A 17,697-nucleotide genomic window follows, 5' to 3' on the forward strand; every position below is an offset into this window, starting at 1 on the left:
ACCTGTCTGGTGAAACCTACGAAACCTGCCGAATTTAGCAAAATATTCCTTTCTCGTTGTTGGGCGAAGTGACGTAAAAACAGGTTTGTTCCGACTCTGTAATTTCAGTTTTTCCGTGTTTTTCAGCGGAGCGGGATTTTGCTATATTCCCTCCTTCGTACAGCCGGTGCAGGCTGATCTATCGTCAAATTCAGTTGCAAGCTATAAAGAATCTATGCCTCGCTATACGCCTGAACAGCTCGCCAAACGTAACGCATCGGTCTGGACCGACATTCAGATTATTCTGGCTCCGCTTCAGTTTTTCATTTTCCTTGGTGGCGTAACGCTCAATACCCTCTACTATTTTAATCTGGCCAGCATCGATTTTTACTGGATCAGCGTAGCCATTCTTTTCAAGACGCTCTTTTTTGCCATCCTGTTCATCACCGGCATGTTTTTCGAAAAGGAGATTTTCGATAAGTGGGTCTATTCAAAGGAGTTTCTCTGGGAAGATGTGGGCAGTACGGTGGCGGCCTTTTTCCACTTGCTTTACTTCGTGATGGCATGGGTGGGTTTTTCTGAAGAGGTGCTGGTCAAGGAGGCGTATATAGCCTACCTGACCTACGTGCTCAACGCCTTACAGTATCTGGTGAGGATCATTCTCGAAAAAAACAACGAACGAAAGCTGCAGAAACAGGAGAGCTTCTGATCGAGCCTCTCTGTTTGCCAGCTTTCGGTACAGTGTATCACAGAAGATGAATTACAGTTTCAAGACGCTCTGGAATGCGATGTTTGTGGTTGTCGGACCGCTCTGGTTCGGACTTGTCTGGATGATCTGGTCGTCCGGACAGCTCAAAACGCCCTACGATCATACGATCTTTCTATCCCTGATCATTCCGGGTTTCATCCTGATCTATCTCATGGGATTTCTCATTCAGAAGCGTCATTCCCGGAAGATGCAGAATATGCAGTCCTGAATCGTGCAATTGCCTTGTTAACCGTGCTCAAAGGAATATTCAATCAGTATGCTGAATCTCTGGAACGAGTCCGATCTTGAAAAGATAGCGGCAGGCCGTATCAACGCTGCCGATACACCCGAGGAACTGGTCGATCTTGTGTATGCTTCGAGGTTACTGGGCAAGGACGACCGCTTGGTCATGCACGGTGGCGGCAACACTTCCGTCAAGAGCGTGCTGACCGACTTTATCGGCAACAAGGTCAACGTGATTTTCATCAAGGCAAGCGGCGTGAACCTTGCTTCGGTCGATGCCGGGGACTTCACTCCGGTTCGTCTCGATCCGCTTCGCAAGCTGCAACAGATGTACGCGTCCGGCCAGCGCCACAGCGAGGATGATATCAAGCGCTTTTCGACCAGGGAGTTCAAGAATTTCCTCTATCTCAACCTCTTTACCCTGACCGACCACATGGTGAGCCGGTCGCTGAGCCCGTCGATCGAGACGCTGCTCCATGCCTTTCTGCCGCACCGCTACATTCTCCATACCCACTCGCTGGCCCTGCTCACGCTGAGCAACCAGACCGAAGGCGACCGCATGTGCCGCGAGGCGCTCGGCGATGGCTACGGCATGGTTCCGTACATCCAGCCTGGCCTCGGGCTTGCCAAGTCAGCTTTCGAGGCTTACGAAGAGAACCCTTCAATCGAAGGCATGGTGCTGCACAAGCACGGTCTGGTGACCTTCGGTGATTCGGCCAAAGAGGCTTACGACCGCATGATTGACGGGGTGAACCGCATCGAAGAACGCATTTCTTCAGCCGAGCGCAAGGTGTTCGCTTCGGTTCCGATGCCCGCCTCCATCGCTACAGTCGAGCAGGTTGCTCCGATTGTGCGAGGCGCATGCTCCTTCGAGAAGACGCCCGGAGAAAAGGATTACCAGAGCTTCGTGCTCGAATTCCGCAACTCGCCCGCGTTGCTCGACTATCTCAAAATCGCCGATCTCGAAACGTTTGCCCGCAAAGGCGCGATGACGCCTGATTTCATCATCCGAACCAAGAACCATCCGCTCGTAGCACCTGCGCCGGATGCCGCTGATCTGGAGGGATTCGGCAAGGCGTTGAGGGAGCGCGTCGAGCGCTACGTTGAGGAGTATCGTGCTTACTACGAGCGCCAGCAGCAGGCGACAGGAATGGAGGTCTCCATGATCGATCCGATGCCGCGCGTGGTTCTTGTGCCGGGGCTGGGGCTGTTCGGCCTGGGCCTGTCTGCAGTCGACGCGAAGCTCACGGCGGACATCGCCGAGCATTCGGCGCTGGCGATGCTCGATGCCGAATCGATCGGCTGTTTCGAGTCGATCTCGGAGCGCGACGCATTCGAAATCGAGTACTGGGACATGGAGCAGGCCAAGGTGCGCAAGAACCGAAATGGTGGCGAGTTCGCCGGCAAGGTGGTGATGGTCACCGGCGGCGCTGGGGCTATCGGCCTCGCTACGGCAAAGGCTTTCAAGCAGAAAGGCGCGGAGCTGGTGATCATGGATCTCGATCCGACGGCGCTCAACAAAGCTGCCGAAGAGCTCGGCGCTGGTACGCTGGCGATACCCTGCGATGTGACCGACGCCTCAGTCGTACGCAGTGCGTTCGATACGATCTGCCGCACCTACGGCGGTATTGACATCATCGTTTCCAACGTCGGTGTCGCTTTGCAAGGTCGGATTGGCGATGTTTCCGACGAGCTGCTCCGCAAGAGCTTTGAGATCAACTTCTTCTCGCACCAGACGGTCGCGCAGAACGCGGTTAAAATCATGCGTGCTCAGAAGATCGGCGGTTCGCTGCTCTTCAACGTTTCGAAGCAGGCGGTCAATCCCGGTGCCGATTTCGGCCCGTACGGTCTGCCCAAGGCGGCTACGCTCTTTCTCGTCCGCCAGTACGCACTCGATCACGGACGTGACGGCATTCGTGCCAACGGCGTCAATGCGGACAGGATCCGCAGCGGCCTGCTTACGCCGGAGATGATCAAGGCTCGTTCGGCAGCACGCGGACTGAGCGAAAAAGATTATATGGCCGGCAACCTGCTCGGCCTTGAGGTGACGGCTGAAGATGTGGCCGATGCGTTCGTGCATCTGGCGCTCGAAGCCAAGACGACCGGCTCGATCACCACGGTCGATGGTGGCAACATCGCTGCCGCGCTCAGGTGAGCATCACAGTTTTACTATTCATTCAATAACCGAATCAGGAGGTCACGACGATGGCGGAGTACGATAAGGACAAACAGGCCAAAGAGTATTACACCGATATTCCGGTCGATACCCATGGCTTTTTTCTGAAAGGCGCCCACTCGCTCGACTGGGGCATGAAGAATCGCCTTTCGAGGATTTTCCGCCCCGATACGGGCAAGACGGTCATGTTCGCCATCGACCACGGTTACTTCCAGGGTCCGACCACCGGTCTGGAACGCCCTGACGTGAACATCGTGCCGCTCATGAAGCACGCCGATGCTATCATGCTGACCCGTGGTATCCTTCGTACCACCGTTCCGCCGAGCCTCACCAAAGCGGTCGTGATGCGGTGCAGCGGCGGGCCGAGCATTCTCAAGGAGCTGTCCGACGAGGAGCTGGCCGTTGACATCGAGGACGCCATCCGTATGAACGTTGCCTGCATCACGCTTCAGGTCTTCATCGGCGGCGAGTACGAGACCCGTTCGATTCACAACATGACCAAGCTGGTTGACATGGGCCTCCGCTATGGCATTCCTACCATGGCCGTGACCGCTGTCGGCAAGGACATGGTGCGCGACGCCAAATACTTCCGCCTGGCCACGCGCATCTGCGCTGAACTCGGCGCACAGCTCGTCAAAACCTACTACGTGCCGGAAGATTTCGAGACCGTCGTGGCCTCCTGCCCGGTGCCGATCGTTATGGCTGGCGGCAAGAAGCTCCCCGAGCTCGACGCGCTGACCATGTCGTACAACGCGATCCAGGAGGGTGCTGCTGGCGTCGATATGGGCCGTAACATCTTCCAGAGCGACAACCCCGAGGAGATGATGCTGGCTGTCAACAAGATCGTGCACGAAGGCTACAACCCTAACGAGGCTTACGAGTACTTCAACTCGCTCGTCGCCGGAAAGTAACTGTCGGGCGGCACTGACCGCCTTCACCGTCAAACGGGAGGCAGCGCGAACACTGCCTCCCGCGTTTTTATAACTGCAGCGGCTGATCGAATCGAATTATGAATGCTGAAGACGTCAAAGGTTTTTTTGCTTCAAGGGAATCGCTCGACATGGAGCAATACCTTGTTCTCGACTACTATCTCGAAACCGTAGGCGAGATCGAGACGGCGCTTGCCCATTTCTGCAGCGAGCAGTCAACCGCTCAGTGGAAACGGGTCGATGTCGATGAGGATTTCCGTCCTGTGCATGCCGCCAGGGTGATTGGCCTCGACGTGCTCGGCGAGCTTGAGCAGCTAAGCTACCCGGTCAAGCATTCAGAGTCCGGCAAGATTCACGCCTGCCGGGTGACGATCGCTCATCCGCACTGCAATTTCGGTCCCAAGCTGCCCAACCTCTTGACTGCGGTATGCGGCGAAGGAACCTTCTTCACGCCGGGCGTGCCGGTGGTGAAGCTGATGGACATTCAGTTTCCCGACAGCTACCTGGCCGAATTCGCCGGCCCGAAGTTCGGCATCGAGGGGCTGCGCGACGTGCTCAACGCGCATAACCGCCCGATCTTTTTCGGCGTCGTCAAGCCGAACATCGGCCTGAGTCCGGAAGAGTTTGCTGAAATCGCCTACCAGAGCTGGCTCGGCGGTCTCGACATTGCCAAGGATGACGAGATGCTGGCCGACGTGACCTGGTCGTCCATCGACGAACGTTCGGCGTTTCTCGGCAAGGCGCGGCGCAAAGCCGAGGCCGAGACCGGTGATCCCAAAGTTTATCTGGCCAACATCACCGACGAAGTTGACAGCCTGATCGACAAGCACGATATCGCCGTGCGCAATGGCGCGAATGCGCTGCTGATCAACGCCCTGCCGGTCGGTCTGAGCGCCGTCAGGATGCTCAGCGACTACACGCAAGTACCGCTGATTGGCCACTTCCCGTTCATTGCCGCCTTCAGCCGCATGGAGAAATTCGGCATCCACTCCAAAGTGATGACCAAGCTGCAACGCCTTGCCGGTCTGGACGCTATCATCATGCCCGGCTTTGGTGGGCGCATGATGACCCCCGAGGAGGAGGTGCTCGAAAACGTCGAGGAGTGCACCAAGCCGATGGGCCATATCAAACCGAGCTTGCCCGTGCCGGGTGGCAGCGATTCAGCCCTGACGCTTCAGACCGTGTACGAAAAGGTCGGTAGCGTTGACTTCGGTTTCGTGCCGGGACGCGGCATCTTCGGTCATCCGATGGGCCCCAAAGCCGGTGCACAAAGCATTCGGCAGGCCTGGGAGGCGATCGAGCAGGGCATTCCGCTCGAAACCTACGGCGAAAGCCATCCGGAACTTCAGGCGATGATCGATCAGGCCGCCAAAAAGCAGGACTGATCGGCTTCGGCGCTCCCGGAAGCTGACCTGGAAATCACCACGTTGAGATGAAACAGCTCGAAAACAGGGTCGCCATCATCACCGGTTCTACCAAGGGAATCGGCCGGGCGATTGCCCATGCGTTCGTCAAAGAGGGGGCCAAAGTGGTCATCACTTCCAGCCGCCAGGCAAATGTCGATGCCTCCCTCCGAGAGTTTCCCGATGGTTCGGCCTGGGGCCACGTCTGCGACGTTTCCTCATACGAGGCGGTCGAGGAGCTGGTGCAGGCTTCAGTCAAACGGTTCGGCGCCATCGACTGCTTTGTGAACAACGCCGGGATTTCCGACCCTTTCACCAGCGTCTGCGATAGCGATCCGGAAGCGTGGAGCCGCGTGATCGACATCAACCTCAAGGGAACCTACCACGGCAGCCGCGCAGCTGCCCGCTATTTTCTGTCCTCCGGCAGGGCGGGCAAGATCATCAACACGGCCGGATCGGGTACCGACAAGGGCTCGAATACTCCTTTTATTTCCGCCTACGGATCGACCAAATCTGCCATCGCCCGCTTCACCTTTGCTATGGCCGAGGAGTACAAAAAGACGCCGCTCTCCATTATGCTGCTACATCCGGGTCTGGTCAGAACCGAGATCAACCATCCGGAAGAGGCGACTCCAGAGCTGCAAAAACAGCTGAAGACCTTCAACGTGATTCTCGACATTTTCGCGCAGAGCCCCGATCTTGCCGCTCGTTACGCCGTGAAGATGGCCTCCTCATGGAGTGACGGCAAGACCGGGCAGTACCTGTCCGCGCTCGATGGAAAACGCAAGAAGATGATGCTGTTGAGCTATCCGTTTCGTAAACTGACCGGTAGCATCGATCGAACAATTTATTGACCAATGAACGCCATGCACAAGCGAACCGGAACCCTGTTGCTTCTTTTCGGCCTGCTGACCGTTATTCTGCAAGGTTGTTACAGCTTTTCGGGGGCCTCGATTCCGGAGCATCTGCACACCGTTGCCGTGCCGCTTTTCGATGATGCCTCGCAGGCCGGCATCGCCGAGTTCCGTGAGCGATGCACGCGGCGGCTGGTCAACAAAGTCGAGGCGCAGAGCGACCTCTCCATCGAACCTGATTTGTCCAGAGCCAACGCTGTGCTCAAGGGTGTCATCCTTTCCTACGCCGACGAACCGAGCCAGTTGGGCAGCTCGACCGAGCGCGCAGTCACGAACCGTGTCACCATTGTGCTCAAGGCTGAGTTCGAAGACATGGTCAAGCACGAGCAGCTATTTTCGCAAACCTTTGTCGGTTTTGCCGATTATCAGGCCGGCAGTTATTCAGCGCAGCAAGGCGCCATCGACAGCGCTATCGACATGGCTGTCGATGAACTGTTCAACCGTATGATTTCAAACTGGTAAGAGATGGCGAACTGACAAATGCTTAGAAAAAAATGAGGGCGGACCTGTGTGGCCGCCCTTTTTGCGTGGGATTGATTTGTTGGTATGCTCAGGCCGCAGTTTCTTCCGCAGGGTTCAGGCCGGCTTCCTGGTTTTGGATTCAACGCGGCTCTTGACCCAGGTTATCGCCAGATCCTTACCGGTGTTCAGCAGTTCGATGCCGATAGAACCCAGGGCTACTTTAAGTGGCGACAGTTCGGGTGGGATGGTCGCTTTTTTTGTTGCGGGCTCGCCGGTCGTTACTTTCTTTTTGGCTGCTTTTGGCTTCCTCGGGCTGATGAGTCCCCTGACGGCACGACCAGCGAGAATGCCGGTGACGAAAGAGATTCCCGCAGACTCCACGGGATGTCTTTTGACAAGCTCGACAGGCGAAAGCTCATCCTGCAGATCCTTCTTCAACTGATGAGTTCTCGATTTGATCTGTTCCCCTCTTTCGCTGATGGTCTGTTCAAGTTCGTCGATTCTCGACTGGATGCTTTTCAGTGGGTCATTAGCCTTAGTCATGGGCGGAGAGAAGGATTTTATGGATGAAGTTTTTCAGCGCCTCGGGTTTGACTTTGGTGAAGAACGCGAAACAGCCGAGGAATACCAGGCTGACGATGAAATAGCCGAGCCAGGGATGGCTGAGCAGTTCACCAATCAGCAGAGCAGACGAAGTGAGCATATAGGCCGCTCCGATCAGCAAGACCACTGCGAGTATCAGCACGGCACTGGCCAGCGCCACTTTTTCAGTCATCTCGATGCGGAACAGCTCCAGTTTGGCATCGACAATGGCCTTCATATCATCGACGGTCGAGGTAATCGTATCCTCGATCAGCCCCGGCACGCCCTTGCGGCTCTGTGTTTGCTTCTGGTCTCGATTTTTCTGCTGTGGTTCCATGCGATGGCGGTTCACTATTTGTTCCTCTTCAGAATAAAGCCCAGAACGGTTCCTGCGCCGAGGGCATAGAAAAAGGATTTTACCGGATTTTCGGTAATGTAATTGTGCGCCTTCTCCTTTGCATCAAGAATCTGCTCGTACGTTTCGCTCTGCTTGAACTCGTTGAGCGCTTCGGAGGCCATCTGCCCGACCTCCCTGATCGGTTCGGGAAGTTCATCGAAAGCGGATGGGCTTTTTTCAGGCTGCTCCTGCGGCATCGGGTTGACCGGTATCTGCTGTTCCATGGGAGGTTATGGGGTCTGGTTGAACGAGTCTGTTCTTGCCTAAATATAGAAAAAATAACAGATGCAACGGCTGGCCCGTTCCCGTATAGCGGTTCACGCAACCTCCGTGGTGGGCCTGCGGGATTTATTCATCACCGCTCACTATTCATCAATAGAGCAACCGGCCGCCGTCAACGTTGATGATCTGACCGGTGATGTATTCGCTCTCCATCAGGAAACGGATCGCACCGACGATGTCCATCGGGTCGCCGAAGCGCTGCAAGGGGATTTTGTCGAGCAGGTTGGCTTCCGGCTCATCCGCCCGGATGGGGTAGGCGGAAATGGTGCCCGGCGCGATGGAGTTCACCAGAATGTTCGGCGCGGTCTCTCGTGCGAAGATTCTCGTCAGATGCTGGATGCCAGATTTCGAGACCGTGTAGGGCGCATAATTCCTCCACACCATGCCGGCTGAAATATCGGTCATGGTGATGATGCGCGAGACGAACGGCTGCTTCGTCATGATCCGGGCAGCCGCCTGCATCGTGAAGAAGGTGCCTTTGAGGTTGGTGTCGATCAGGCTGTCCCAGTCCTGCTCGCTTACTTCGAGGAGGTTGGTGCGGTAGAAGTTCGACGCGCTGGTGATGAGCAGGTCGAGGCGGTCGAAGTGGTCGCTGAAGGCAGTAAAAGCCTGTTCGATTTCATCCACTTTCGACACGTCGCACTGCACCATCTGTGATTCCGGGCTTACCCACCTGACTTTTTCCAGTGTTTCTTTAGCCTTCTCTTCTGAATGGCCCCAGGTGAAAAAAATCGAATACCCTTGTCCGGCAACAGCCAGAGCGATCTCCGCGCCGAGCTTGCCGGAGGCGCCGGTCATGAAACAGACTTTTTTTCCTGAATTTGGCATGGCAGTCGGAGTTGGTTGAGAAGGCTTTTTTCAAGGTAAAAAAAATAGGACTTACAGGCTTATGCGACCTGTAAGTCCTTTGGAAGAAGTTCTTACTCGGTGAGACGATTTGCTTACTCCACGCCGATAATCACGCTGGATGCTTTGAAGATGGCGCAGGCGTGTCCGCCTTCGGCAAGGCCGAGATTCTTCGCGCTGCCGTGCGTGATGACTGCCGAAAGCGTCTCGCCGCCGCCGATTTCAAGATCGACTTCGCAGCTCACCGGCCCGTCGATCAGGCGGGTGATGGTGCCGCAGAGGATGTTCCGGGCGCTCACCTTCGCATCGTGCAGGTCGGTGCCGAGAATGATCGTGCTGGCCTTGATAATTGCGCTGGCTTCCATACCCTTCTTGAGGCCGAGCCGCTCGACAGCACCGATGGTGACGGTCGAAACAATCGGGGCACCGCTGGTAAGGGAGATGGTCACTTCGGCATTGACCGCGCCTTTGGCGATGGAGGTGATGGTGCCCTTGAAGATGTTACGTGCGCTGATGTTCATGGTTGTGCAGGGGTGATTTTTGTTGTTGGTACATCGGATGCGGCTTTGCCGGCAATCCTGATTCGTTATGTTCTTACAAATATAACGAATGTCTGTGGAAACATCATTGATGAGATGTTCTGAAGGTTGCCGTTTCGAGAAAAAAATCCTGTTCCATAGCCGGCAAGTTTCTTTTTGATTTTGCGCGCGGTGGGTTGTCAAAACGTTGCAATTTTGTTGCCTTGGTACCGAGGCTTGCCGGATTTATTACATTTCAAAGAGCATGTGGGTTGCTATTTTTTTTGAAAGTAATTTTTTCGTTAACCCGCGAGCACTACGAATCAATCTAACTGGTGTTCAGTTGTATCGAACTATGAAAAAAAATCTGTTTATCGCCGAAGCAATCGGAACCTTCGCGCTGGTGTTTGCCGGATGCGGAGCCATTGTGGTCAACGAAAGTTTCGGGGGAGCGCTCGGGCACCTGGGGGTTTCCACCGTTTTCGGGCTGGTGGTGATGGCCATGATCTATTCGGTCGGGAACGTTTCTGGCGCGCATCTGAACCCTGCGGTGACGCTCGGCTTCGTGTTCGCAGGCCGTCTGGACAAGCGAAGCATTCCGGGGTACATCGGTAGCCAGCTTATCGGGGCTCTTGCCGCAGCCGCCGCACTGCGCCTGCTTTTTCCGGAGAGCGCCACGCTGGGGTCTACGTTGCCGGGAATTGATCTTGCTCGCGCATTCATCGTCGAGGTGCTGCTTTCGTTTGTGCTGATGTTCGTCATTCTGAACGTCTCAACGGGCCACATGGAGAAGGGCATCATGGCGGGTGTAGCTGTTGGCGGCACTATTGCGCTCGAAGCGCTGGTCGGCGGCCCGCTCACCGGAGCGTCGATGAACCCTGCCCGTTCGCTCGCCCCGGCGCTGCTGTCCGGTAACCTGTCGTCGATCTGGCTTTACCTGACCGCTCCCGTTGTGGGAACCTGGCTTGCCCATCCGACCTGCCGATGGATCCAGGGCCCGAACTGCTGTGTTTTGAAGCCGGAGGGTGAATCGTCGGAGGCTGATTGCAACGATAAGTCGTGCGGGTGAGTGTCGAATTTGAATTTTCCTGCTGAGGCGTATTTTTTAAAAATCAGCGGACGATTTTTTGTTCACCCCAACTTTCTGAAAGCGGACGCTTTAATCGCCGCAAAAACCGTCGTGCCGGGATTGATGCCCAGCTCTTCGGCGGCGGCGCGGACTATTTCGGCGACGAGGGTTTTGCCGTCCGATTCGAGCACGACGCCCTTGCGTCCGTCGGCGTCGAAGAGTTCCATGACGTTGCATTCGAGCAGGTTGCGGGCGCTGATGGCTTCGGGGTGATTTTTGAAGAGGATGATGTCGCGCGATGACAGTTCGAAAAGCGATGCGCCATCCTTCCGTCCATCCGAAATAATCAGTTCCTGATCGCCCCAGGGGTAATGGTGGAGTCCTTCGCGCACGGACGGATTGCTGAGGCGCAGGAGGTTGAGGTAGCCGTGGGGGCTGAGCGCCATGTTGGCGCGTGCGAGTTTGTTCGGCGTCGTGATCTGGTCGAGCTGGCCCTGTTTGATGACCATCACCTGCTCGGTCATCAGGCGCATTTCGGTGAGCGAGTGCGAGATGAAGAGGCACGGAATGCCGAACTCTTCGCTGACGCTGCGCAGGTAGGGGATGATCTGGTAGCGCAGCGAGTCGTCGAGCGCCGAGAGCGGTTCGTCCATGACGAGCAGGCGCGGATTGGCCAGCACCGCCCGCCCGAGCGCCACGCGCTGCTTTTCGCCGCCGGAGAGCTTGTTGACCCCGCGTTCGACGAGGTGCTCCAGATTGAGCGCTTTCATGACTGCTTCGAGGTCGATACGCCGTTCTGATGGCTTGCAGCGCTTGTAACCGTAGAGCAGATTTGATTTTACGCTGAGGTGTGGAAAAAGCGTCGCCTGCTGGAAGACGATGGCGATGCGCCGCTTTTCGGGCGACAGGTCGATCCCTTTTGTGCTGTCGAACAGGCAGTCGCCGTCAAGTTCAATCCGCCCGTTGTCGGGCTTCGTTAATCCGGAAATCAGGTGAATCAGCGTCGATTTGCCGCTGCCCGATGCGCCGAAAATGCCCACCCGTTCGCCGGAAAGTTCGGTCTTGACCTTGAGCGAAAAGTCGCCCTGCCGCTTCTCTATGTCGATTTTGAGCTTCACGCCTGCCCCCCGTGTTCGAGCTTTTTGCCGAGCACCTCATGCACGAAAAGTACCGATACCGACAGCGCAACCGAGACCAGGCAGAGCGACAGGGCCATCGAGGTGCCTGCCGGTGAGCTGGCGTAGTCGTAGATGGCGAGCGGAATCGTTTGGGTGAGGCCGGGGATGTTGCCCGCGACGATGATGGTCGCGCCGAATTCGCCGAGGCTGCGGGCGAACATGAGCGACGATCCGGCCACCATGCCGCGCAGCGAGAGCGGCAGGATGACCGTTGCGAGCGTGTCGTACCATGGCGCGCCGAGGCTTCGGGAGGCTTCGAGGAGCTGGCGGTCGATCGACTCCATGCCGAGCCGGATGGAGCGCACCAGCAGCGGAAAACCTACGGTAGCCGAGGCGATGACGGCGGCTTTCCAGGTGAAGACCAGCTCGATGCCGACTGACGAGAGCGCCTGGCCAATCCAGCCGTTGCGCCCGAGCATGAGCAAGAGGAAGTAGCCGATCACCACCGGCGGCAGGGTGAGCGGCAGGTTCACCAGCACTTCGAGCAGCACCTTGCCCCGGAACGGCTTGAAGACCATCAGCCACGCCGTCGCGAAGCCGAACGGCAGCGAAATCACCGTTGCGGTGACGGCGATTTTCATCGACAGCGCGATGGCTGTAAGGTCGTCCGGAGTGAGGTTCATCGTTGCACTCGTTGCTGCTTACTTCACTGAGAAGCCGTACTTTTTCAAAATCGTTTGAGCCTCATTGCCCTTCAGCCAGGCGTAAAAGCTTTTTGCATTAGTTTTCTTTGCGCCGGTTACCGTTAACGCCATCGGGTAGCTGATCTGCGGATAGAGCTTGCCGGGCACGACGAACAGAATTTTCGCTTGTTGCGCAAGTAGCGCGTCGGTGCGATAGACGAATGAGCCATCAACCTCACCGAGTTCAGCGTACATCAGGCTTTCGCGCACATCCTTGGCCATGATGAGCTTGCCCGCGAGCTTCTGCTGGAGGCCCGATTTTACGATGGCCTGCATCGCGTACTCTCCGGCGGGCACGCTTTTCGGGCTGCCGATGCCGATCTTGCCGAGCTTCGGCAGGTCGTTCATGCCGGTGACTTTCTTTGCGGTCGTTCCGGCAAAGACCAGCTCATTGAAGGCGAAGGTGCGCACGCTCGACAGCTCAACCAGTCGCTGTTTTTTCAGATACTCCATCCACTTCACGTTGGCCGAAATGAACAGATCGGCAGGAGCACCCTGCTCGATCTGCCCCGCCAGTGCTCCCGAAGCCGCATAGTTTTTGCGGAAGGTCGTGTCGGGATGTGTGGCCTCATAAGCAGCGGTGATCTCGTTGAGTGCATCTTTCATGCTTGCAGCCGCGGAAAGGTTGACTTGCCCGGCCAGCGCGCTGGTTGCGGTCAGCATGATCGCCAAGAGTGCGGTCGTGATCGTGTGGAGGAGCTGCTTCATGGTGTCTGGTGATAATTATTTGGGGCCGATGACTGCCTTGATATCCGACGGTTTGCCGAAATAGACCGACGACATGACGATGATGTCGATGCCGGTTGCGGCGTAGGCAGCAGCGTTCTCCGGGTTAATTCCTCCCGCAGCGGACACCGCCACGCCGGGGCATGTTGTGCGGATCTCCTGCACCAGTGCGGTCAACTCGTCAACCGGCATCTTGTCCACCTGTACCACATCGGCCCCGGCTTTGGCGATCCGGAGCGCCTCTTCGGCGCTGTCCGCTTCGACGAGGATTTTCTGCTCGGGTGTCTTTTGTTGCAGCTCAGGGATCATCGCAAGGAATCCGTCGAGGCCACCAATAAAGGCTGTGTGCTGGGTGAAGACCAAAATCGACTCCGACAGCCCGAGCCTGTGCGGAAACGCGCCGCCAGCGAGGATTGCCTTGATGGCGATTTTCTTGGTGCCGGGGAAGGACTTGCGGGTCGTGACGACGTTGACGCCCGGATTGGCCGCGCGTGCCCGCTCGACGATGGTGCCGGTACGAGTCGCGATGCCGGAAGCGTATTCGAGCAGGTTCAGCGCCACTTTCCAGGCGGCGTGCAGAGCGGCTGCCGGGCCTTCGGCTGTCAGGATCATCGTGCCGGGTTCGACCAGTGTTCCCGAAGGTATGGAGTCGAGCACGGTTGCTCCGCATTTCGCGAGCACCTTACCAGCCTCTTCAGTGCAGCAGACCACCGTGCGCTCGCGGGTCGTGAAGGTGATCTCGCCCGGCGTCAGGCCGAAGCCGAGCAGGGTAGTGGTGAGGTCGCCATAGGGGACGTCTTCTTCAATGAATTGGTCGATTTCGCTGTCGGGGATCGGGTAGTACATGAAAGAGTATTGCTCTGTTTTTCCTAATATTTTTAGGTAAATATAGTTTTAATCCTAAATAAATCCAGATTATTGTCAGTTTGTTGCTCTGAAAATATACGATATTGTCGGTAATTGTTGATTTCGATATGTCTTACAGGAAATAACGATTTCTTCCTGACTTTGGCAAAATGAGGGGTATTTTTGGCTGACTTAGGTGTTATTGAGCATAGTTTGTTGCCAAAAAATATTTTGTCGTTGGGAAGGTTCATCGTATATTTGCGATGAACTAACAATAAAGTCCATGCAGAGAACATCGATGCCATTGAGCTACACCCAAGAGGAGGAGGCTTTGGCTGCAATTGCCAAGGCGCTGGCTCATCCGGTGCGGATCAGAATTCTGAAGCTGCTGGCAGGCCATGCTTGCTGCTTTACCGGCGAACTGACCGGGCTGATTCCGATGGCGCAGTCCACCATCTCCCAGCACCTGAAGGCGCTCAAGGAGGCTGAATTGATTCAGGGTGAAATCAGTCCGCCGAAGGTGAAGTACTGTATCAACCGGGAGCGGTGGGAACAGGCAAAAGAGCTGTTCGGGGCGTTTTTCGATTTTGAGGGTGACGGTGGTTGCTGCAGCTGACTTTCTTGTCTTTTTTATAAATCGTTTATTTGCGATAAACATAAACCAGAAGGAAAAGTACTATGAAACAGGTTAAAATTCTTGGTACCGGTTGCGCCAAATGCAACCAGCTCGCCGATGCCGTCAAAGCGGTGATTGCGTCCGAGGGCATCGACGCCGATGTGCAGAAGGTTGAGGACATTCAGGAGATCGTGTCGTACGGCGTGATGTCCACTCCCGGCCTCGTGGTCGATGGCGTGGTGGTGTGCAGCGGCAAAGTGCCGTCCAGCGATGAGCTTCGCGTGATGCTTGCCGCTGCTCCGAAGTCTTCGGGCTGCTGCGGTGGACATGGTGGAAGCTGCTGCTCCTGATCCGATGAGCAACGCTGATAAGCATAGCTCCGGAGCCCTGCGCACTTCGACCCCGGCATGGCTTGCCGGGGTGGTTGCGGCTGTGGTGCTTTGGGTTCCGCTTTATCTCAATCTCGAAACAGGTGCCGATCTTGTGGTCGGCGCTTTCGGGTTGAGCCGCAGCACGGCGTTCGGTGAGGCGCTGCACTTTTTCCTCTATGAAGTGCCGAAGGTTTTGATGCTGCTGCTTGCCGTCGTTTTTGCGATGGGGGTGGTGCACACGTTCATCTCGCCGGAACGCACGAGGGCGCTGCTTTCGGGCCGTCGACTCGGCGTCGGCAACGCGATGGCCGCTTTGCTTGGTATCGTGACGCCTTTCTGTTCCTGCTCTGCGGTGCCACTCTTCATCGGTTTTTTGCAGGCGGGCGTGCCGCTCGGCGTTACCTTCTCCTTCCTCATCTCCGCGCCGATGGTCAACGAGATTGCCCTCGGCTTGCTGTTCGGCCTGTTCGGCTGGCGGATCGCCTTGCTTTACATGGCGATGGGGCTGCTCGTGGCGATCACCGCCGGTATGGTGATCGGGCGGCTCGGCATGGAGCGCCATCTCGAAGAGTGGGTCCGCAAGCTCCAGAACAGCGCGGTTGGCGATTCGTTCGAGCAGGGCGAGCTCACCTGGCCGAAGCGCTTCGAGGAGGGGCTGCGCCACGTGCGTGAAATCGTTGGGCGCGTGTGGCTTTACATCGTGGCTGGCGTGGCGCTCGGGGCGGGCATTCACGGCTACGTGCCGCAGGATTTCATGGCTTCGCTGATGGGCAAGAGCGAGTGGTGGAGCGTTCCTGCTGCGGTGCTGCTCGGTGTGCCGATGTACTCCAATGCGGCGGGCATCGTGCCGGTGGTCGAAGCGCTGATTGGCAAAGGCGCTGCGCTTGGCACCGTGATGGCCTTCATGATGAGCGTCATCGCGCTCTCGGCGCCCGAAATGCTCATCCTTCGCAAAGTGCTCCGCCCGACGCTCATCGCAGTGTTCGCCAGCGTCGTTGCAGCGGGAATCCTTGCGGTTGGGTATGTGTTCAATCTGGTGTTATAAAGTTGATAACTGCCAGTTGATAGTCGACGGAATTGCCCATCTTCTCCTGTCAGAATAGGAATCGAGCGATTTCGTCGGTTCGCGTGGATTTGTAGGGGCGAACCTGTGTGTTCGCCCTTCCCCAGCTCGGCATGTCCGGCAAAGGGCAGACACACAGGCCTGCCCCTACAGGAAAGGGGACTGCATGGCTCTGCTGAACGATCCCTATGAAGAGGTTGGGCTGAAGCCCTTGATTTTTTAGTTCTATTATCCCGGCTTAAAAGCCGGGGCAACAGAAACGCAAAATATATAGAATGTCAAGAGGGTTAAAACCCTCCTGAATGTAAGATTGGGTTCTGCGATTTCGATAAAATCTGACGACGGCTTTTTGTTCCTTCTGTTTGAAACAATCCCATAACTATTCATCCCATGTCCAATCAATCCATCCTGATTCTCTGCACCGGCAACTCGTGCCGCAGCCAGATGGCCGAGGGGTTTTTGAAAGCGTATGATCCTTCTCTTGAAGTACATTCGGCGGGCACTCGTCCTTCAGAAATGGTGCATCCGCTTGCCGTACAGGTCATGAAAGAGGTGGGGATCGACCTGTCATCGCATCGCCCGAAAAGTCTGAACGCTTTTCTCGATCGTCCGTTCGATTACGTTATCACGGTGTGCGACAACGCCAAAGAGTCGTGCCCGATCTTTACCGGCAAGGTGGGGCAGCGGTTGCATCTCGGTTTCGACGATCCGGCGGAGGCGACCGGTTCCGAGCAGGAGGTGCTGGCAGTATTCCGGCGGGTGCGGGACGAAATCGCTGCACGCTTCCGGCAATTTTTTGACGAAAATCTTCGTCGGGGCTAAACGGTCGGGGTGTCCTTCAATGGGAGTTTTTTCTTATACTTGAAGGCCGGAGAGCTACGTCCGGGCACCAGTAAACGATGAACCAATCAAAGCTCGATGGCCGAACCTATTCTCAGACTCAAAGGTATCCGCAGGGAACTCGAACTCTCGAAGGATGTTCGCCAGACGATCATTCCCAATCTTTCGCTCGACATCTTCAAGGGTGAGTTCGTGGCCATTACCGGGCCGTCCGGTTCGGGCAAATCCACGCTGCTCTACATCATGGGCGGGCTCGACAAGCCGACCTTTGGCGAGGTGTGGCTCGACGGGCAGGAGATCACCGCTATCAGCGAGGCCGAGATGACCGTCATCCGCAACGAAAAGATCGGTTTCATCTACCAGTTCCACTTCCTGCTTCCAGAGTTCAATTCGCTTGAAAACGTGATGATGCCGATGCTGATTCAGCGCAGGTTCAGCAAGAAGGAGATTCGAGACCGGGCCAAACACCTGCTCGACATGGTGGGTCTCGAAAACAAATACACCAACAAGCCCAGCCAGCTCTCCGGCGGCCAGCAGCAGCGTGTCGCTATCGCTCGGGCGCTGGCAAATGAGCCGAAGGTGTTGCTCGGCGACGAGCCGACCGGCAACCTCGATTCGCGCTCGGCCAACAACGTCTATGAGCTGTTCGACCGCCTGAACCGTGAGCTGAACCAGACCGTCATTGTTGTCACGCACGACGAGGATTTCGCCAACCGCGCGGGCCGCCGCATTCACCTTGTTGACGGCAAAATCGAAAGCGACACCAACGGTTCCCGGCGCTCGGCTTCGGCGTGAATCTGTCCCTGATACCGCATCCTGAAACCAC

22 protein-coding genes are annotated in these 17,697 nt (G+C 56.5%); 13 read left to right on the plus strand and 9 right to left on the minus strand.

Going from position 1 to position 17,697, the window contains the following annotated elements; translation table 11 throughout:
* Window positions 1-214: 214 nt before the first annotated feature.
* The 7 genes from bchF to lptE all read left to right on the plus strand — a co-directional run bounded on the left by bchF (window position 215) and on the right by lptE (window position 6,854).
* Window positions 215-688 carry a 2-vinyl bacteriochlorophyllide hydratase gene (gene bchF, locus CPAR_RS02215; RefSeq protein ID WP_012501685.1) on the plus strand — a complete coding sequence of 158 codons (474 nt, stop codon included), beginning with the start codon at window positions 215-217 and terminating at the stop codon, window positions 686-688.
* Window positions 689-734: 46 nt separating this feature from the next.
* Complete coding sequence (locus tag CPAR_RS02220; RefSeq protein WP_012501686.1) at window positions 735-956, plus strand: hypothetical protein; 222 nt, start codon at window positions 735-737, stop codon at window positions 954-956.
* A 48-nt stretch (window positions 957-1,004) separates the two neighbouring features.
* A complete protein-coding gene (locus CPAR_RS02225) occupies window positions 1,005-3,125 on the plus strand; it encodes a bifunctional aldolase/short-chain dehydrogenase (RefSeq protein ID WP_012501687.1) in 2,121 nt (706 codons plus the stop codon).
* 50 nt (window positions 3,126-3,175) lie between these two features.
* Window positions 3,176-4,057, plus strand: a complete 882-nt coding sequence (gene lsrF / locus CPAR_RS02230) for a 3-hydroxy-5-phosphonooxypentane-2,4-dione thiolase (RefSeq protein WP_012501688.1) — start codon at window positions 3,176-3,178, stop codon at window positions 4,055-4,057.
* Between the two features lie 98 nt (window positions 4,058-4,155).
* On the plus strand, window positions 4,156-5,460 hold the full coding sequence (locus CPAR_RS02235) for a RuBisCO large subunit C-terminal-like domain-containing protein (RefSeq protein ID WP_012501689.1): 1,305 nt from the start codon (window positions 4,156-4,158) through the stop codon (window positions 5,458-5,460).
* Between the two features lie 47 nt (window positions 5,461-5,507).
* Window positions 5,508-6,332, plus strand: a complete 825-nt coding sequence (locus tag CPAR_RS02240) for an SDR family NAD(P)-dependent oxidoreductase (protein WP_012501690.1) — start codon at window positions 5,508-5,510, stop codon at window positions 6,330-6,332.
* 3 nt (window positions 6,333-6,335) lie between these two features.
* Window positions 6,336-6,854, plus strand: coding sequence for an LPS assembly lipoprotein LptE (gene lptE, locus CPAR_RS02245; protein WP_012501691.1), 519 nt, complete (start codon window positions 6,336-6,338; stop codon window positions 6,852-6,854).
* Window positions 6,855-6,968: 114 nt separating this feature from the next.
* Here the strand turns inward: lptE and CPAR_RS02250 are convergent, their stop codons facing one another.
* The 5 genes from CPAR_RS02250 to CPAR_RS02270 all read right to left on the minus strand — a co-directional run bounded on the left by CPAR_RS02250 (window position 6,969) and on the right by CPAR_RS02270 (window position 9,482).
* Window positions 6,969-7,397, minus strand: coding sequence for a hypothetical protein (locus CPAR_RS02250; protein WP_012501692.1), 429 nt, complete (start codon window positions 7,395-7,397; stop codon window positions 6,969-6,971).
* On the minus strand, window positions 7,390-7,773 hold the full coding sequence (locus CPAR_RS02255) for a phage holin family protein (RefSeq protein WP_012501693.1): 384 nt from the start codon (window positions 7,771-7,773) through the stop codon (window positions 7,390-7,392). The genes CPAR_RS02250 and CPAR_RS02255 overlap by 8 nt, the downstream gene beginning before the upstream one ends.
* Window positions 7,774-7,787: 14 nt before the next feature.
* Window positions 7,788-8,057: a hypothetical protein gene (locus CPAR_RS02260; RefSeq protein ID WP_012501694.1), complete on the minus strand. Its 270-nt coding sequence runs from the start codon at window positions 8,055-8,057 to the stop codon at window positions 7,788-7,790.
* A 148-nt stretch (window positions 8,058-8,205) separates the two neighbouring features.
* Window positions 8,206-8,943, minus strand: a complete 738-nt coding sequence (locus CPAR_RS02265) for an SDR family NAD(P)-dependent oxidoreductase (RefSeq protein ID WP_012501695.1) — start codon at window positions 8,941-8,943, stop codon at window positions 8,206-8,208.
* Between the two features lie 113 nt (window positions 8,944-9,056).
* Window positions 9,057-9,482, minus strand: a complete 426-nt coding sequence (locus CPAR_RS02270; RefSeq protein WP_012501696.1) for a TOBE domain-containing protein — start codon at window positions 9,480-9,482, stop codon at window positions 9,057-9,059.
* Window positions 9,483-9,834: 352 nt separating this feature from the next.
* Between CPAR_RS02270 and CPAR_RS02275 the strand changes: the two genes are divergently transcribed.
* Complete coding sequence (locus CPAR_RS02275; protein ID WP_012501697.1) at window positions 9,835-10,548, plus strand: MIP/aquaporin family protein; 714 nt, start codon at window positions 9,835-9,837, stop codon at window positions 10,546-10,548.
* Between the two features lie 62 nt (window positions 10,549-10,610).
* Here the strand turns inward: CPAR_RS02275 and modC are convergent, their stop codons facing one another.
* From modC to modD, 4 genes are read right to left on the minus strand one after another with little or no spacing between them, the layout of a single operon-like run.
* On the minus strand, window positions 10,611-11,666 hold the full coding sequence (gene modC / locus CPAR_RS02280) for a molybdenum ABC transporter ATP-binding protein (RefSeq protein ID WP_012501698.1): 1,056 nt from the start codon (window positions 11,664-11,666) through the stop codon (window positions 10,611-10,613).
* Complete coding sequence (modB, locus tag CPAR_RS02285) at window positions 11,663-12,349, minus strand: molybdate ABC transporter permease subunit (RefSeq protein WP_012501699.1); 687 nt, start codon at window positions 12,347-12,349, stop codon at window positions 11,663-11,665. The genes modC and modB overlap by 4 nt, the downstream gene beginning before the upstream one ends.
* Window positions 12,350-12,367: 18 nt before the next feature.
* A complete protein-coding gene (modA, locus tag CPAR_RS02290; RefSeq protein ID WP_012501700.1) occupies window positions 12,368-13,117 on the minus strand; it encodes a molybdate ABC transporter substrate-binding protein in 750 nt (249 codons plus the stop codon).
* A 15-nt stretch (window positions 13,118-13,132) separates the two neighbouring features.
* Complete coding sequence (gene modD / locus CPAR_RS02295) at window positions 13,133-13,981, minus strand: ModD protein (RefSeq protein WP_012501701.1); 849 nt, start codon at window positions 13,979-13,981, stop codon at window positions 13,133-13,135.
* A gap of 283 nt (window positions 13,982-14,264) precedes the next feature.
* On the opposite strand from modD, the gene CPAR_RS02300 reads away from it, so the two are divergent.
* From CPAR_RS02300 to CPAR_RS02320, 5 genes are all read left to right on the plus strand, one after another.
* Window positions 14,265-14,597 carry an ArsR/SmtB family transcription factor gene (locus CPAR_RS02300; RefSeq protein ID WP_041466102.1) on the plus strand — a complete coding sequence of 111 codons (333 nt, stop codon included), beginning with the start codon at window positions 14,265-14,267 and terminating at the stop codon, window positions 14,595-14,597.
* Window positions 14,598-14,659: 62 nt separating this feature from the next.
* Window positions 14,660-14,947, plus strand: a complete 288-nt coding sequence (locus CPAR_RS02305; protein WP_012501703.1) for a thioredoxin family protein — start codon at window positions 14,660-14,662, stop codon at window positions 14,945-14,947.
* A gap of 4 nt (window positions 14,948-14,951) precedes the next feature.
* Window positions 14,952-16,013, plus strand: coding sequence for a permease (locus CPAR_RS02310; RefSeq protein ID WP_012501704.1), 1,062 nt, complete (start codon window positions 14,952-14,954; stop codon window positions 16,011-16,013).
* A 408-nt stretch (window positions 16,014-16,421) separates the two neighbouring features.
* Window positions 16,422-16,853 (plus strand): arsenate reductase ArsC, encoded by a 432-nt coding sequence (locus tag CPAR_RS02315; protein ID WP_012501705.1) that lies wholly within the window; start codon window positions 16,422-16,424, stop codon window positions 16,851-16,853.
* A gap of 96 nt (window positions 16,854-16,949) precedes the next feature.
* A complete protein-coding gene (locus tag CPAR_RS02320; protein WP_012501706.1) occupies window positions 16,950-17,666 on the plus strand; it encodes an ABC transporter ATP-binding protein in 717 nt (238 codons plus the stop codon).
* Window positions 17,667-17,697: the final 31 nt, after the last annotated feature.

Source organism: Chlorobaculum parvum NCIB 8327 (assembly GCF_000020505.1).
GTDB lineage: Bacteria > Bacteroidota > Chlorobiia > Chlorobiales > Chlorobiaceae > Chlorobaculum > Chlorobaculum parvum_A.